Source organism: Pseudomonas sp. NFX224, from assembly GCF_048565165.1.
Lineage (GTDB): Bacteria > Pseudomonadota > Gammaproteobacteria > Pseudomonadales > Pseudomonadaceae > Aquipseudomonas.
This window is the reverse complement of record NZ_CP183416.1, coordinates 6,244,240-6,257,974: the sequence shown is the minus strand read 5'-3', so window position 1 is coordinate 6,257,974 and position 13,735 is coordinate 6,244,240. Positions and strand designations below refer to the sequence as shown.

Genomic DNA, 13,735 nt, shown 5'->3' with positions numbered 1-13,735 from the left:
CATATGCTTGATCGCAGATAGCCCTTCTTTCTTGCCGAATAGTGAGCGTGCCATGTCGAACCCCCACAATAATGCACAAGCAAAATTCCGTCGTCCGTTGCTGACCGGCCTGGTCGTGGCCTTGGCCCTGTCCTTCGCATTACCGTCCCAGGCCCGGGAAACGCTGCGGATCGGCTACCAGAAATCGTCGACCCTCATCACCTTGTTGAAGACCCAAGGCACCCTGGATAAAACCCTCGCGCAACAGAACATCGACGTGAGCTGGCATGAGTTTCCAAGCGGCCTGCCGCTGTTGGAGGCGCTGAATGTCGGCAATGTCGATATCAGCGCCGACGTGGCCGACACCGTGCCGATCTTCGCCCAGGCCGCGCAGGCCAAACTGACCTACTTTGCCCAGGAAGCGCCCTCGCCTTTGGCCCAGGCCATCGTCGTGCACAAGGACTCGTCCCTGCATCAATTGGCGGATCTGAAAGGCAAGAAAGTGGCCGTCACCAAAGCCGCCGGCAGCCACTATTTGCTGATCGCCGCCCTGACCAAAGCCGGCCTGGCGTTTTCGGATATCCAGCCTGCCTACCTGTCGCCCGCCGATGGCCGCGCCGCCTTCGAGAACAACAAGGTCGATGCCTGGGTCACTTGGGAACCCTTCCTCACCAGCGCCCAACAGCAACTGCCGACCCGTACCCTGGCGGACGGCGCTGGCCTGGCCAGTTACAAACGCTACTACCTGACCAGCACCAGCTACGCAAAAGCGCACCCGCAAGTGCTCCAGACGGTCTACGACCAACTGGAGAAAACTGGCAAGTGGGTAAAAACCAATCCGCGCGACGCGGCCCAGGTGTTGAGTCCGCTGTGGGGCAACCTTGGCCTGGACACGGTCGAGACCGCCAACAGCCATCGCAGCTATCAGGTACAACCGGTGAAGAGCGACGAGCTGGGTGAGCAACAGAAAATCGCCGATGCATTTTTTGCCGCCGGTTTGTTGCCCAAGGCTGTGGACGCGAAGGATGTCGGTATCTGGCGGCCGTGAGGCGCGAGTGATATCGCAAAAGAAAGCCCGGCGACATGTATCCCGACGGTCCGGTGTGGGTCGACATTCGCCGCGCCTGAACGGTGCCCGCTGCTACTGCAGCGTGGCACCTGACGGCTACAAAACCAGCCGACGATAATCGGCCAACACCCCGGTCAGATAAGCATTGAAACGCCCCGCCGCCGCGCCATCGATGACCCGATGATCCCAACTCAAGCTCAACGGTAACATCTTGCGCGTAACCACTTCGCCCTGTTCCAGAGCCAGTCGTTCGACACTCTTGCCCACGCCCAGAATCGCCACTTCCGGTGCATTGATGATCGGTGTGAAGTAGGTTCCACCGATGCCTCCCAACGATGAAATGGAAAAGCAGCCACCACTCATGTCGGCGGCGCTCAATTTGCCCTCCCGGGCCTTGGCCGCCAGTTCCGACATCTCCGTTGCAATCGCCCGAATGCCTTTCTGATCGACATCCCTGATCACCGGCACCACCAATCCTTGCGGCGTATCGGCGGCGAAACCGATGTGCACGTAACCCTTGAGCACCAGTTCATCGCCGTTGAGGCTGGCATTGAACTCGGGGAATTGCTTCAGCGCCGCCGCACAGGCTTTCATCAGCAACGCCAGCAACGTGATCTTCACCCCGGCCGAGGTGTTTTCCTTGTTCACCTGCACGCGGAATTGTTCGAGCCGGGTGATATCGGCATCGTCGTGATTGGTGACGTGAGGGATCATCACCCAATTGCGATGCAGGTTGGCGCCACTGATTTTCCTGATTCGCGACAACGCCCTGCTTTCCACCGGCCCGAACCTGGAAAAATCCACCAATGGCCACGGCAGCAAATCACTCAAGGGTTGAGTTGCCGCGGCGGTTTGAGGCAAGGCACTCAGCGCAGCTTTCACATGGGCCAATACGTCAGCCTTGGTGATGCGATTGCGCAGCCCGGTCCCTTGGAAGCTTTGCAGCGACACACCCAGTTCCCGGGAGAACTTGCGCACCGAAGGCGACGCGAGGGGAAGGTCCGTTGTTGAAACGACAATCTCGAATGGCGCCGCAATCGCAAGTGGTTCATGAGCTGCAACGGGTTCGACAATGGGCTGTACAGCGAGCTGTGGCGCTGGCTGGTCAACCTCGATACTGGCAATCGCCGAGCCTTCGTTGACCTTGTCGTCCAGCCTGACCGCCAATGACCGCAACACACCCCCGTGGGGCGATGGAATCTCCATCGACGCCTTGTCGGCCTCCACAATAATCAGTGTCTGTCCTTCGACCACGGTGTCGCCCGCCTTGGCGAGGATTTCTATAACGCCCACATCCTTGGCGTCCCCGATATCGGGCAGACGAATTTCACGCACATTCTTCATAAATACTTCCCGAAAAATCGACTCAGACGAAGCCCGGCTTCAGGCTTCCCAGGGCGCCACGCCATCAACGTCAATGGCGTACCTGGCGATAGCCTCGGCACACACGTTCGCGTCCAGCGTTCCCTCGTTAACCAGTGCCGTCAGGGCGCTCAAGACGATCTGATGGCGATCCACTTCGAAGAACTCGCGCAGCCTCTGGCGAGTGTCGCTACGGCCGAAGCCATCGGTGCCGAGCACGGTATAGCGGGCATCCAGATAACTGCCGATCAACTGCGGCAAGGCGCGCACGTAATCGGTGCAGGCGATGATCGGTGCCGAGTCGTTGAGCGACGCTTGTACATGGCTCTGCCGTGCCGGTTGCTGCGGATGCAGGCGATTCCAGCGCTCCACCTCACGGGCATCACGGGCCAGCTCGGTGAAGCTGGTGACGCTCCACACCTGGCTGTCGATGTTCCAGTCGCTGGCCAGCAATTCGGCGGCGGCAATCACTTCGCGCAGGATGGCGCCGGAACCCAGCAACTGCACGCGGCCACGGGCATCCTCGAATTCATGCCGGGCAAACAGGTACATGCCCTTGATGATCGCCTGCTCGACGCCGTCAGGAAGGTTGGGCTGCGGGTAGTTTTCGTTCATCAGGGTGACGTAGTAGAACTCGTCCACCTGACGTTCCAGCATCTGGCGCATGCCGTGATCGAGAATCACCGCGAATTCACCGGCGAACGCCGGGTCGTAGGCGCGGCAATTGGGAACCATCGCCGCCATCAGGTGGCTGTTGCCGTCCTGATGCTGCAATCCTTCCCCGCCCAATGTCGTGCGCCCTGCCGTAGCCCCGAGCAGAAAGCCTCGGGCCCGTTGATCCGCCGCCGCCCAGATCAGGTCACCGATGCGCTGGAAGCCGAACATCGAGTAGTAGATGTAGAACGGCAACATGGGCAGGCCATGCACCGAGTAACTGGTCGCCGCGGCCACCCAGGAACTGATCGCCCCGGCCTCGCTGATGCCCTCCTCCAGAATCTGGCCATCCAGGGCTTCCCGGTAGCTGAGGATCGAACCGATGTCTTCCGGCTCATAGCGCTGGCCGACGCTGGAATAAATCCCGATCTGCTTGAACAGGCTGGCCATGCCGAACGTCCGCGCTTCATCCGCCACGATTGGCACGATGCGCGGCCCCAATTGTTTGTCTCGCAGCAAACCGCTGAGCATGCGCACGAACGCCATGGTGGTGGACATTTCCTTGCCTTCGGCGGCAATGGCGAACCCGGCGTAACTGTCGGTCTCGGGGACGGTCAATGACTCGCTGGTGGTGGGCCGTGCGGGCATATAGCCGCCCAAGGCCTGGCGCCGCTCATGCAGGTAGCGCATTTCGGCGCTGTCCTGCTCGGGTTTGAAGAAACTGAGGGACTCTGCCTGCTCGTCGGTCAGAGGCAAGTTGAAGCGGTTGCGGAAGGCGATCAACGCTTCCCTGTCGAGTTTCTTCTGCTGATGCACGGTCATCTTGCCCTGCCCCGCGTCGCCCATGCCGAAGCCCTTTTTGGTCTGCGCCAGAATCACCGTGGGTTTCTTGCCTTCGAGCAGCGCGCTTTGATACGCCGCATAGATTTTCACGATGTCGTGGCCGCCGCGCTTGAGGCGATCGATCTGCTCATCGCTCAGGCCTTGAGCCAGATGCGCCAACGCCTCGTTCTGGCCGAAGAAATGGTCACGGTTGAAGCGCCCGTCCTTTGCCGCGAACGTCTGGAACTGTCCGTCGACGGTGCTGGACAACGCCTTGACCAGCGCGCCATCGGCATCCCGTGCAAACAGGCCGTCCCAATCGGAACCCCAGACCAGTTTGATCACGTTCCACCCGGCGCCGCCGAACAACGCTTCCAGCTCGTCGATGATGCGGCCATTGCCCCGCACCGGCCCGTCCAGTCGTTGCAGGTTACAGTTGACCACCCACACCAGATTATCCAGCCCTTCGCGCGCGGCCAGGGTCAGCGCCGACATGCTTTCCGGCTCATCCATTTCACCGTCGCCGAACACGCCCCATACAGTCCGACCCTTGGTGTCCTGCAAGCCCCGGTGGTCCAGGTAACGCATGAATCGCGCCTGGTAGATCGAGCTGATCGGGCCGATGCCCATGGAGCCGGTCGGGAATTGCCAGAAGTCCGGCATCAACCACGGGTGCGGATAACTCGATAAACCCCGCGCACCATTGGCGCGGGCGCCGATTTCCTGCCGATAGTGCTGCAAGTCCTGCTCGTCGAGCCGCCCTTCGAGAAAGGCGCGGGCATAAACGCCCGGTGCCGAATGCGGTTGATAGAACACCAGGTCACCGCCGCTGCTGTCGGTGCGTGCGTTGAAGAAATGGTTGAAGCCCACTTCGAACAAATCGGCGGCGCTGGCATAACTGGCGATGTGGCCACCCAATTCGCCATACGCGTGGTTGGCACGGGCGACCATGGCCAAGGCATTCCAGCGCATGATTGACGCCAGGCGCTCCTCGATGGCCAGGTCCCCGGGAAAGACCGGCTGGCGTTCGACGCTGATGGTGTTGATGTAGGGCGTGCCATGGCTGGGCCGCCAGCCGATGTCCGAGCTACTCGCCACCGCCACCAGCATGTCGAGGATCTGTCTGGCCTGGGCAGTGCCGCCATGGGCAATGACCGATAGCAAGGCGTCACGCCATTCGGCGATTTCCTCGCGGTCTTCTGCAGCCTGGCCCGGCAATTGGGCGTGAAGATCGGACGGGTTCATGAGCATCTCCGGCAACTGTAGGGTAACGCTTCAAGGTGGCGTGAATGGCTCACTCGGGCGAGTCTTTTGACGTGTTCTACCGCGTCGATGACGGAACGCTCCGCCCAAGTGTCGTGCGTGACGTGGTAGACGCACGGCTTGCCGTGCAGCAAGCGATCATCAAGCTGACCGAACACTACAAAACTGTAGTCACTGCGGGTGGTTTGCACCTCGACGAGCCTGTCGGACCCAGCGTCAGCCTTGTCCACCTGCATAAGGGCGATGTTGTCGAAACAGCTGAAACCATGATGCATCAAGTCAATATGGTCGCTATCCAGTCCGGACGCGATGACCACGATCCGCGTGCAACTTGACGGCTCGCGCATCCATTTCATGGCTTGATGACGGTAGTCGGCGGATCGCTTCATAGGCGTTGTCTTTCTTGTTTGAATAGTTGATTCAGCCGTTGAATGGGCAGCGGGACTTCTAAAGGACGCAACGCTCTTGCAACACGCTTTTGGCCAGCGTCCGGGCCATGGATAAAATGACCTCCACCTGCTTATCCATCGCGGCGCCGGATAGCGCCGGCGTTCCCGGATTGATCACGCGCAGCGGGTGGCCGCACACCGATCCCAGCCAGGTCAGGCCGGGTATCGGGGTGATCTCGACATCCAGTAAAAAACAGCCTTTGGATACGCCACTCAACAATCGAGTGGCCTGACAGGTGGAGGCCGGAACCTGCTCCGCCGGTTCGCAACCGACTTGCAACCAGTCGTGCATCAACACCATGGGCTGCGTGACCACCAGGTAAGCGACCTGATCCCAGTCGTCGATCGCCACGTGCAACCGGTCAATCATGTACTTGGGCAGCGCGGCGCTGGTGACGATGACCACCCCGACATCCGCCAGAGGCTCTTTGATCCAGGTTGCGGATTGCGGTGTCGCATGCATGGCGGTACTCCCGGCGGTTTAATGTCCCGTTCCCACAGTTATTGCGCTTAGCCGTTACGAAACAAGAAGCTGTAGGCGTTCAGCGCCGGTGCGCCACCGAGGTGGGCGTAAAGCACTTTGGACCCTTCGGGGAACTCACCTCGACGGACCATTTCGATCATGCCGTGCATCGACTTGCCCTCGTACACCGGATCGGTCAGCACCCCTTCGAGGCTGCCGCACAGGCGGATTGCTTCCAGAGTCCCGTCGTTGGGCAGGCCATATTCGGGATAGGCGAAGCGCGTATCGAGCACCACGTCGTCTTCGGTGATTTCGCGGCCCAGATCCACCAGTTCGGCGGTGTGGCGGGCGATGCGCAGGATTTGCGCCTTGGTTTTTTCCGGTTTGGCCGAGGCATCGATACCGATGACGTTCTTCGAACGCCCGTCCGCCGCAAACCCCACGACCATGCCGGCCTGGGTGCTGCCGGTCACGGAGCAGACCACGATGTAGTCAAACTTGAAGCCCAGTTCCTTTTCCTGCTGCCGCACTTCTTCGGCGAAACCGACGAACCCGAGGCCGCCGTAAGGATGCTCGGAACAGCCTGCGGGGATCGGGAACGGTTTGCCGCCGCCCTCGACGACATCGCTCATGGCCTTCTCCCAACTCGGTCGAATGCCGATGTCGAAGCCCGCTGCATCAAGCCGCACGTCGGCGCCCATGATCCGCGACATCTCGATGTTGCCGACGCGGTCGTATACGGCGTCGGAGTAGTTCACCCAGTTCTCCTGCACCAGCACACACTTCATGCCCAGGTGAGCGGCGACCGCAGCGACCTGGCGGGTCTGGTTGGACTGGATGCCGCCAATCGACACCAGAGTGTCACAGCCTTGATCGATGGCTTCGGGAATCAGGTATTCGAGCTTGCGTGTCTTGTTCCCGCCGAAGGCCAGGCCACTGTTGCAATCTTCACGTTTGGCATACAACTCCACCTTGCCGCCCAGGTGTTCGCTGAGACGTTTTAGGGGCGTGATGGGAGATGGACCGAAGGTCAGCGGATAACGTTTGAAGCGATTCAGGTTCATGGCGTTGTTCCTTATGAGTTGAGATATCCAAGCTCTTTCAGCGGGCTTCGATGAATCAATCTTAAGAAAAAACCTGAAAATTTGTGTTGCAAGTTTCCATCAATAAATGAAGCATTATTTTTACGAATTAGACCGAAACTTTACTTAATTGCGCGTAGATGACCATGAACGCAACAAACAACCATAAGAAAGCCAGCGAGAAAGCCGCAGAGCCGATGCAGCTTGATCGCACCGACCGCGCCATCCTCAAGGCCCTGCAGCGAGATGCTTCGATATCCAACGTGGCCTTGGCGGAGAAGGTGAAACTGAGTCCGCCGGCCTGCCTGCGGCGCGTTGACCGGCTCAAGCAGGCCGGCCTGATCAAGGGCATCGTGGCCCTGCTCGACCCTGAAGCGCTGGATGCGGGAATGGTGGTGTTGATCGGCGTGGTGCTCGACCGCTCCACGCCGGAATCGTTTGCCGCCTTCGAGGCCGCCGCGCAGAAGGTCTCGGGCTGCATGGAGTGCCACGTGGTGACGGGGGAATTCGACTACTTCATGTTGCTGCGGACCAAGGACAGCCAGAGTTTCAACCGCCTGCATGCAGAACAGTTGCTGTACCTGCCGGGCGTCCGGCAGATCCGTTCGTTCATGGGGTTGCGTCAAGTGCTGTCGACGCCGCAAATTCCTCTGTGAAACTTAGATCAGCCCCAGCGTCAGCGCCTTGAGCGCTGCCGCCGCCGTGATGTCCTGACAGGCACGCGTATGGAAACGCCCCTGTGCCGCTTCGTCGAGCAACAGTTGTTCTGCCTCTTGCGCACTGAGTGCCGGTCACCACGATCGGTTGGAGCGCAGCGATGCGACCGCTTGCTGGATTTCAGCACGGCTGTGAACGGAGATTGGTTTTTTGTGCCTTCAGCAGATTTGCTGGAATAACTGGCGGACGTCAGCCTTAGGGCATGAACATCAGTCAGTTTTGAAAAATGGCAGGGGCGGCTGGATTCGAACCAACGCATGGCAGGATCAAAACCTGCTGCCTTACCGCTTGGCGACGCCCCTGTATCTGTTACGAGCAATGCGAACGCTTGCTCCCTTCACTGCATACGCCGTTGGCGCTGTGTGAAAGTGGGCGGAAATTTAACAATTTTTATGACGTCTGGGAAGCCCTGAGCAAAAATTATTTCATTGAAAAAACAGCGACTTACTACAAATCCGCTTAAGACCTCATCACTCGCGTGTTTCACACATGATTTTCCGGTGAGAAATTTTCTGTGAGCGCTCATCTTCACGACGAACCAGAGCCTTTACACGATGGCCCTGTTCGAGCAGGTATTTGACGGTAGGGGTGCCCGTATCGCCGGTAGAACCGGTAATCAAAAACGTTTTCATGGTCTGTCTCCAATACAAAAAAATGTTGGTGTTGGATTATTCGGATCTCAGCGGGCCGGCAGGCACCACCGTGTCGATTCGGCCGGTGGCCACGTCGTAGACCAGACCCGAGACAGTGAAGCCGCCGGGCAGATTCGGATTGGCCTTCAGCGCCGCCACATCCACCGCGACTGCCTTGTAGGGATCGTCGATCTCCAGCGCCGCCAGTTCCTGTGGGGTAACGCCCATGTGCTTCGCCAGCAGTTCGGGTGCGTGGTGCAGGCAACCGGTGATGCCACAATCGGTGTGATGCAGGAGGATCAGGTTCCAGCCCTCCCCGACTTCCGAACCACCGACCCGCGAAACGGTGCGCAGGATCGCCATGGTTTCCAGCAGTGCCGGGTTGACCCGACCGCCGACATTGCGGATCACCGCGGCCTCACCGGGCTGGAGTTGAAGAACATCCATCGGGTCGACGCGGGGGTCGACGCAGCCGATGATCATGGTTTTGCGCGACGGGATTATCTTCAGGTCAGCAGAAAAATCCGAATCTGCGAACGCCGCATTACGTTGGGCAAGGGTCTGTAGAAAGTCCATGAATCACCTCAAGGGTCAGATAGTGTTTTGGCGCTGCGGCAGACGGGAGTTTGCGCTCCCGTTGGAAAGGGTTGGGACCGCTCGGGGAAGCGTGCTGCTTCGTCGCCGATGGACCCACTATCCCTTCCCGCCGGAACGTCCGGTAGCGGTCGATTTCGGCTAACATCTATCCTGATTCCGCATTAATCGACGCTGACGCGCACGCGCCGCCACGGCTCGCCCGCACAGGAAACGGCATGCCTTTGAAAGACATCCTCAGCTTGCGGTTGTACACCCGCGTGGCTCACTTGGGCAGCTTCTCGGCGGCTGCACGAGAGAGCGGACTCACACAATCCCAGGTGTCGCGAATGATTGCCGAACTGGAGGCGGGACTCGGCGCGCGGCTGCTGTCACGCACCACCCGCGCGGTAGTCCCGACCGAGGCCGGCCTGGAGTTTCTGGCGCGCATGGAACCGATCCTCGCCGCCCTCGACGATGCCGAAAACAGCGTGCGTGAAACCGGTGAGTTACGAGGTTTGCTGCGCATCGGCATGCCTTCGACCATGGGCATCCGCGTGGTGATTCCGAGGCTGTCCGCCTTCACCGAACGTCACCCCTTGCTGCACCTGGAACTGATGCTCGAAGACAAATGGCAGGACATGGTCAAGGAAGCCGTCGATGTCGGCATCCGTGTGGGCAACCTGCCCGACCTGTCCGGGACCGCCCGGCTGATCGGCACAATGCGTCGAGTGATCGTGGCATCGCCGGATTACCTGACGCGCTACGGCACGCCCAGCACTCCCGAAGAACTGGAACGGCATCGCATCGTCGGCGGCCCGGCCGGTGCGCATGTCTCTTCCTGGCAATTGGAGCGCGACGGCCAAACGGCGTCGGTCAACCTCAGCCCACAGTTTTCCACCAACGACACCGCCGGTGCGCTGGCAGCCGCCGCAGGCGGTCTGGGCATCGTCTCAACGACGTCCTGGGCTTGCCGACTGGAGTTGGAGAACGGGTCATTGGTACAGCTTCTGCCGCAGTGGCAAATGGCTGAGCTGCCGGTACACGCCTACTTTCCCTTGGGTCGCACCACACGCCTGGCGGCGCGCGCGTTTGCCGATTTCCTGGCCAGCGAACTGGCCAGCGATCAACCCGATCTCACAAGGGTTTGATTACACGGTGTATCAACAGTAATTCCTGGCGAGCGATATATCTTCAAGTCATGGCTTTCTAGAGTGGCCGACGCACTGCGTTCTTTCACTTCACGAGCGAACCTTCATGCCCCACAACTTGAATCATCTTGATGCCGCGCTGGCCGCTTACCCACGGGTGGCATTGCTCGAAGGCCCGACACCGATCCAGAAACTGTCCCGATTGAGCCGGTTGCCCGAACTCAATGGCTGCAACCTCTACGTCAAACGCGATGACCTGACCGGTCTCGGCGGGGGCGGCAACAAGCTGCGCAAACTGGAATTCCTGCTCGGCGAAGCACTGGCCGAAGGCGCCGACACTCTGGTGACCTGGGGCGGTTTTCAGTCCAACCATGCGCGCCTGACCGCCGCCGTTGCAGCCCGCCAAGGCCTGGCCTGCGAACTGATTCTGACCCCGTCCGCCGTGCGCACCGATGGCGACTTTTGCCACAACGGCAACGTCCTGCTGGACGGACTGTTCGGCGCGAAGGTTCATCGGCTACCCCGAGGGGTGATGCCGGATACCTATGCGGCGCAGTTGGTCGAGAAGCTCAAGAGTCTGGGTAAAAAACCCTTTGTCATGCCGTTGGGCGGTTCCAGTCCCCGGGGCAGCCTGGGTTATGCCGCGTGCGCGGCCGAGGTCCTGCATCAGGCTGACGCGCTGGGTGTGCAATTCGAGCAAATCATCGTGCCCAATGGCAGCGCCGGGACGCACTCGGGACTGCTGGCGGGTGTCACCCTGGCCGGGGCGACGACACAGATCCTCGGGTATTCGGTACTGGCAACCGAGGAACAGGCGACGACCACGACGCTGGAAAAAACCCGACAGGTTTTGCAGCTGCTTGATCCGTCCACAACGCTGGCCGACAGCGCGATCAACGTCGATGGCAGTCAGCGCGGCGAGGCCTATGGCGCGCCGACCGAAACAATGCTCGAAGCTGTGCGCCTGCTCGCGTCCCGGGAAGGTTTGCTGACTGATCCGGTCTACGGCGGCAAAGCCTTTGCCGGACTGCTGGCCGCCGTGCGCCGGGGCGATTACCTGGCGGGTAGCAATCTGTTGTTCGTGATGACCGGTGGCTTGCCCGGCCTGTTCGCCTATCGCAGCGCATTCGACTGACAGGTATTTCAGCGGCCATAAAAAACCTCCCCGGGCGCGAACCCGGGGAGGTTTTTTTTTACAGCGGTATCGAGTGATCAGCCCTGGGCTTTGCTCATTTTGGTGAACAGTTCGGTCGGCACTTTCTTGCCATTGGAGGTGAACTGGTTGGTGCGGAATTTGTAGACTTCGCCTTCGGAGAGGAAACCGTCGTTGTTGGTGTCCATCGCCTTGAACTCTTCGCCGCCCTGCGGGGCCACGGTCAACAGTTCTTTCAGCGAAACGCGGCCGTCGTGGTCGGTGTCGGTACGGGCGAACGAAGCATCGCCGCATTTGCCTTCACCGCACTTGCCTTCGCCAGCCTTGGTCACTTTGGCGCCAGCTTCTTCGGCACCACACTTGCCTTCGCCACACTTGCCTTCACCGGTCTTTTCGGCGGCGGCCAGTTGGTAGCCCTGAGGCAGCGCTTCTGCGGCAAAAGCGGTCGAAGCGAGGTTCATGCTGCCGGCCAGTGCAACAGCGATCAGGCCAATACGGGATTTGTTCGACATACGGGACATGGTGACTCTCCGGATTACTGTGTGCGGCCAGGCCGCTAAGGTCATTGCCACTAAGGGCGATAAGCCGTGGTGCGAGGCGCGTTTGCTTTCTCGCTAAGGCAGGGCTATTTGACTGCAACCGTGTATCCCGGATGTATCCGGTTCGAGGGGCATTTGTAAGCCAGTCTCCGTAGGGCGGGTCCGGATACACAGCGATACACACGCCCTCACCTTTGTTTGCGCAACCGGGCTGCTCGGGCTGCCTGCACGAGATAACAACTCAGGAAAATTGACGAGGCATCTGGCGTTTTTTAAGGTGACGTCGCGATCGTCTGCGTCCGGCCTACAGCACAGGAGGTGTGATCAATGAAGCCATTCAGAGTGCGCGAGCTGAACAGTACGGATACCGAAGCGTTGCTGGCCTTCGAAATTCAGAACCGTGAATGGTTCGAATCTCATATCGATGCGCGCGCCCCTGCGTTTTACACACTGCAGGGTGTCGCCGAACATATTGAATGTTACTTGTCCGACTTTGCCATCGGCGTATGGCATCCGGTTGTCATCGAAGACGACAACGGAGAAATCGTGGGTCGAGCGAATTTAAAATGCATTGACTCAGCGAACAGCACTGCAGAAGTAGGCTATCGGGTCGATCAGCGCCTTTGCGGACAGGGTCTGGCGACACTGGCGCTAAAGCATTTGATCCAGGAGGCACAGATGCGTTGGGGGCTTGCGCAATTGGTTGCTTACGTTTATGACGCGAATATCGGCTCGAAAAAAGTACTGGAGCGGTGCGGATTCCTGCTTGAACGCCCTCCTGCGAACGACAACACAGCAGGCGAATGCCGATTCGTCCTTGCGTTCTAGAAAAAATGTTTTCAACGATCCTGTGTCCGGGGTACGGCTGCCCCGATCTCCATTCGTCATCAGCAGCCCCTGAAGCACCTGAGCCTTCAGGTTGCTCAAGCCAGCAGTTCGGTGATCCACCGGGCCTGTCGGGCAAGGTCTTGCACCTTATCCTCCGGCACGGCCTGCCGCGCACGGGCGAAGCTGGCCAGCGTCTTGTGCTTCTGACGCAGCATGCGCTGCCATTTGTCCAGGAACGCCGGACTGCGGGCCTGCATCTGTAGCGGGCCGAAGTAAAGTTCCTCGTCGGTGTACTTCACTGGCCCGGCGCGTTCGGCGACGATGATTTCGTAGTCGAAGCGGTTTTCCCGCAGCAGTTCCTCGCAGAGGATGCTGTAGCCATTGTCCATCAGCCATTGGCGCAGTGGCTGCTCGCCGCCGTTGGGTTGCAGAATCAGACGCTCGTTGCCGCTCAGGCGCGCCTTGCCGCTGTCGAGGATGTCGCGAATCGTCTCGCCGCCCATCCCGCAGATGCTGATCGCGGTGATTGCGTCCGCCGGTTCGATCGCGGCGAGGCCGTTGGCCAGGCGCACGGTGATTTGCAGGTCCAGGCCATTCTCACGCACGGTGCGTTCGGCCGCGCAAAACGGCGTCAATGCCACCTCGCCCGCGACCGCCGCCGCAATGGCGCCACGGCGCATCAACGCCACTGGCAGATAGCCGTGATCCGAGCCGATATCGGCCAAATGCGCACCTGCCGGCACATGCGCCGCCACACGTTCCAGGCGCATGGACAATGTTTGTTTGTTCAACTACAGCCCCTTTTCACCACGAACGTCCGGCACCTTTGGCCAGATCGGGGCGCGATTCTGTCGAGCAACGCCGCGTATTTCAACTTTATGCGACCAGTCGTCGCGATGCAGATCGGCAAACATTTACTTACAAAGAAACCGCTCGCTAAAAATCAGGCTAGCGACTACAAATGATAGGTTACGCCTCCTGATCGGGCCATGAGATGCC

The 13,735-nt window shown here is 59.8% G+C and carries 14 protein-coding genes and 1 tRNA gene; 6 read left to right on the top strand and 9 right to left on the bottom strand.

All coding sequences use genetic code 11. From position 1 onward, the window contains the following. Positions 1-52 precede the first annotated feature (52 nt). Positions 53-1,027, top strand: a complete 975-nt coding sequence (locus ACNYC6_RS28695; protein WP_419710255.1) for an aliphatic sulfonate ABC transporter substrate-binding protein — start codon at positions 53-55, stop codon at positions 1,025-1,027. A gap of 117 nt (positions 1,028-1,144) precedes the next feature. Here ACNYC6_RS28695 and ACNYC6_RS28690 read toward each other — a convergent pair whose 3' ends face one another. Then, positions 1,145-2,392 (bottom strand): dihydrolipoyllysine-residue acetyltransferase, encoded by a 1,248-nt coding sequence (locus tag ACNYC6_RS28690; RefSeq protein ID WP_419710254.1) that lies wholly within the window; start codon positions 2,390-2,392, stop codon positions 1,145-1,147. Positions 2,393-2,431: 39 nt separating this feature from the next. Continuing rightward, the gene (gene mdeB, locus ACNYC6_RS28685; RefSeq protein WP_419710253.1) at positions 2,432-5,131 is read right to left on the bottom strand and encodes an alpha-ketoglutarate dehydrogenase; all 2,700 of its coding nucleotides are present in this window, start codon (positions 5,129-5,131) and stop codon (positions 2,432-2,434) included. A gap of 44 nt (positions 5,132-5,175) precedes the next feature. Here mdeB and ACNYC6_RS28680 point away from each other — a divergent pair, with 44 nt between their 5' ends. After that, entirely contained in the window at positions 5,176-5,484 is a 309-nt protein-coding gene (locus tag ACNYC6_RS28680; RefSeq protein WP_419710252.1) for a hypothetical protein, read from the top strand. Between the two features lie 112 nt (positions 5,485-5,596). On the opposite strand, the gene ACNYC6_RS28675 is transcribed toward ACNYC6_RS28680, so the two are convergent. Together ACNYC6_RS28675 and ACNYC6_RS28670 are read right to left on the bottom strand one after the other, a co-directional pair. Further along, positions 5,597-6,061 carry a transketolase gene (locus ACNYC6_RS28675; RefSeq protein ID WP_419710251.1) on the bottom strand — a complete coding sequence of 155 codons (465 nt, stop codon included), beginning with the start codon at positions 6,059-6,061 and terminating at the stop codon, positions 5,597-5,599. A gap of 47 nt (positions 6,062-6,108) precedes the next feature. Continuing rightward, positions 6,109-7,125, bottom strand: coding sequence for a 1-aminocyclopropane-1-carboxylate deaminase (locus ACNYC6_RS28670; RefSeq protein WP_419710250.1), 1,017 nt, complete (start codon positions 7,123-7,125; stop codon positions 6,109-6,111). Between the two features lie 164 nt (positions 7,126-7,289). Here ACNYC6_RS28670 and ACNYC6_RS28665 point away from each other — a divergent pair, with 164 nt between their 5' ends. Then, the gene (locus tag ACNYC6_RS28665) at positions 7,290-7,799 is read left to right on the top strand and encodes an Lrp/AsnC family transcriptional regulator (RefSeq protein ID WP_338581207.1); all 510 of its coding nucleotides are present in this window, start codon (positions 7,290-7,292) and stop codon (positions 7,797-7,799) included. 288 nt (positions 7,800-8,087) lie between these two features. Here ACNYC6_RS28665 and ACNYC6_RS28660 read toward each other — a convergent pair. The 3 genes from ACNYC6_RS28660 to ACNYC6_RS28650 all read right to left on the bottom strand — a co-directional run bounded on the left by ACNYC6_RS28660 (position 8,088) and on the right by ACNYC6_RS28650 (position 9,068). Continuing rightward, positions 8,088-8,162 (bottom strand) — tRNA-Gln (locus ACNYC6_RS28660). A 168-nt stretch (positions 8,163-8,330) separates the two neighbouring features. Then, positions 8,331-8,492 (bottom strand): NmrA family NAD(P)-binding protein, encoded by a 162-nt coding sequence (locus ACNYC6_RS28655; RefSeq protein WP_419710249.1) that lies wholly within the window; start codon positions 8,490-8,492, stop codon positions 8,331-8,333. A gap of 36 nt (positions 8,493-8,528) precedes the next feature. Beyond that, complete coding sequence (locus tag ACNYC6_RS28650; protein ID WP_419710248.1) at positions 8,529-9,068, bottom strand: carbonic anhydrase; 540 nt, start codon at positions 9,066-9,068, stop codon at positions 8,529-8,531. 236 nt (positions 9,069-9,304) lie between these two features. Here ACNYC6_RS28650 and ACNYC6_RS28645 point away from each other — a divergent pair, with 236 nt between their 5' ends. After that, positions 9,305-10,216, top strand: coding sequence for a LysR substrate-binding domain-containing protein (locus ACNYC6_RS28645; RefSeq protein ID WP_419710247.1), 912 nt, complete (start codon positions 9,305-9,307; stop codon positions 10,214-10,216). 106 nt (positions 10,217-10,322) lie between these two features. Next, a complete protein-coding gene (locus ACNYC6_RS28640) occupies positions 10,323-11,351 on the top strand; it encodes a D-cysteine desulfhydrase family protein (protein ID WP_419710246.1) in 1,029 nt (342 codons plus the stop codon). A gap of 77 nt (positions 11,352-11,428) precedes the next feature. Here ACNYC6_RS28640 and ACNYC6_RS28635 read toward each other — a convergent pair whose 3' ends face one another. Beyond that, positions 11,429-11,890 (bottom strand): hypothetical protein, encoded by a 462-nt coding sequence (locus ACNYC6_RS28635; RefSeq protein WP_419710245.1) that lies wholly within the window; start codon positions 11,888-11,890, stop codon positions 11,429-11,431. Positions 11,891-12,235: 345 nt separating this feature from the next. Here ACNYC6_RS28635 and ACNYC6_RS28630 point away from each other — a divergent pair, with 345 nt between their 5' ends. Next, on the top strand, positions 12,236-12,736 hold the full coding sequence (locus ACNYC6_RS28630) for a GNAT family N-acetyltransferase (protein WP_419710244.1): 501 nt from the start codon (positions 12,236-12,238) through the stop codon (positions 12,734-12,736). A 95-nt stretch (positions 12,737-12,831) separates the two neighbouring features. On the opposite strand, the gene ACNYC6_RS28625 is transcribed toward ACNYC6_RS28630, so the two are convergent. After that, a complete protein-coding gene (locus ACNYC6_RS28625; protein ID WP_419710243.1) occupies positions 12,832-13,527 on the bottom strand; it encodes a tRNA (adenine(22)-N(1))-methyltransferase in 696 nt (231 codons plus the stop codon). Positions 13,528-13,735: the final 208 nt, after the last annotated feature.

Excerpts from the sequence above, each read along its gene's own strand:
- ACNYC6_RS28695 (WP_419710255.1), top strand. The coding sequence starts at position 53 with ATGTCGAACCCCCACAATAATGCACAAGCAAAATTCCGTCGTCCGTTG.
- ACNYC6_RS28690 (WP_419710254.1), bottom strand. The coding sequence starts at position 2,392 with ATGAAGAATGTGCGTGAAATTCGTCTGCCCGATATCGGGGACGCCAAG.
- mdeB (WP_419710253.1), bottom strand. The coding sequence starts at position 5,131 with ATGAACCCGTCCGATCTTCACGCCCAATTGCCGGGCCAGGCTGCAGAA.
- ACNYC6_RS28680 (WP_419710252.1), top strand. The coding sequence starts at position 5,176 with ATGGCTCACTCGGGCGAGTCTTTTGACGTGTTCTACCGCGTCGATGAC.
- ACNYC6_RS28675 (WP_419710251.1), bottom strand. The coding sequence starts at position 6,061 with ATGCATGCGACACCGCAATCCGCAACCTGGATCAAAGAGCCTCTGGCG.
- ACNYC6_RS28670 (WP_419710250.1), bottom strand. The coding sequence starts at position 7,125 with ATGAACCTGAATCGCTTCAAACGTTATCCGCTGACCTTCGGTCCATCT.
- ACNYC6_RS28665 (WP_338581207.1), top strand. The coding sequence starts at position 7,290 with ATGAACGCAACAAACAACCATAAGAAAGCCAGCGAGAAAGCCGCAGAG.
- ACNYC6_RS28655 (WP_419710249.1), bottom strand. The coding sequence starts at position 8,492 with ATGAAAACGTTTTTGATTACCGGTTCTACCGGCGATACGGGCACCCCT.
- ACNYC6_RS28650 (WP_419710248.1), bottom strand. The coding sequence starts at position 9,068 with ATGGACTTTCTACAGACCCTTGCCCAACGTAATGCGGCGTTCGCAGAT.
- ACNYC6_RS28645 (WP_419710247.1), top strand. The coding sequence starts at position 9,305 with ATGCCTTTGAAAGACATCCTCAGCTTGCGGTTGTACACCCGCGTGGCT.
- ACNYC6_RS28640 (WP_419710246.1), top strand. The coding sequence starts at position 10,323 with ATGCCCCACAACTTGAATCATCTTGATGCCGCGCTGGCCGCTTACCCA.
- ACNYC6_RS28635 (WP_419710245.1), bottom strand. The coding sequence starts at position 11,890 with ATGTCCCGTATGTCGAACAAATCCCGTATTGGCCTGATCGCTGTTGCA.
- ACNYC6_RS28630 (WP_419710244.1), top strand. The coding sequence starts at position 12,236 with ATGAAGCCATTCAGAGTGCGCGAGCTGAACAGTACGGATACCGAAGCG.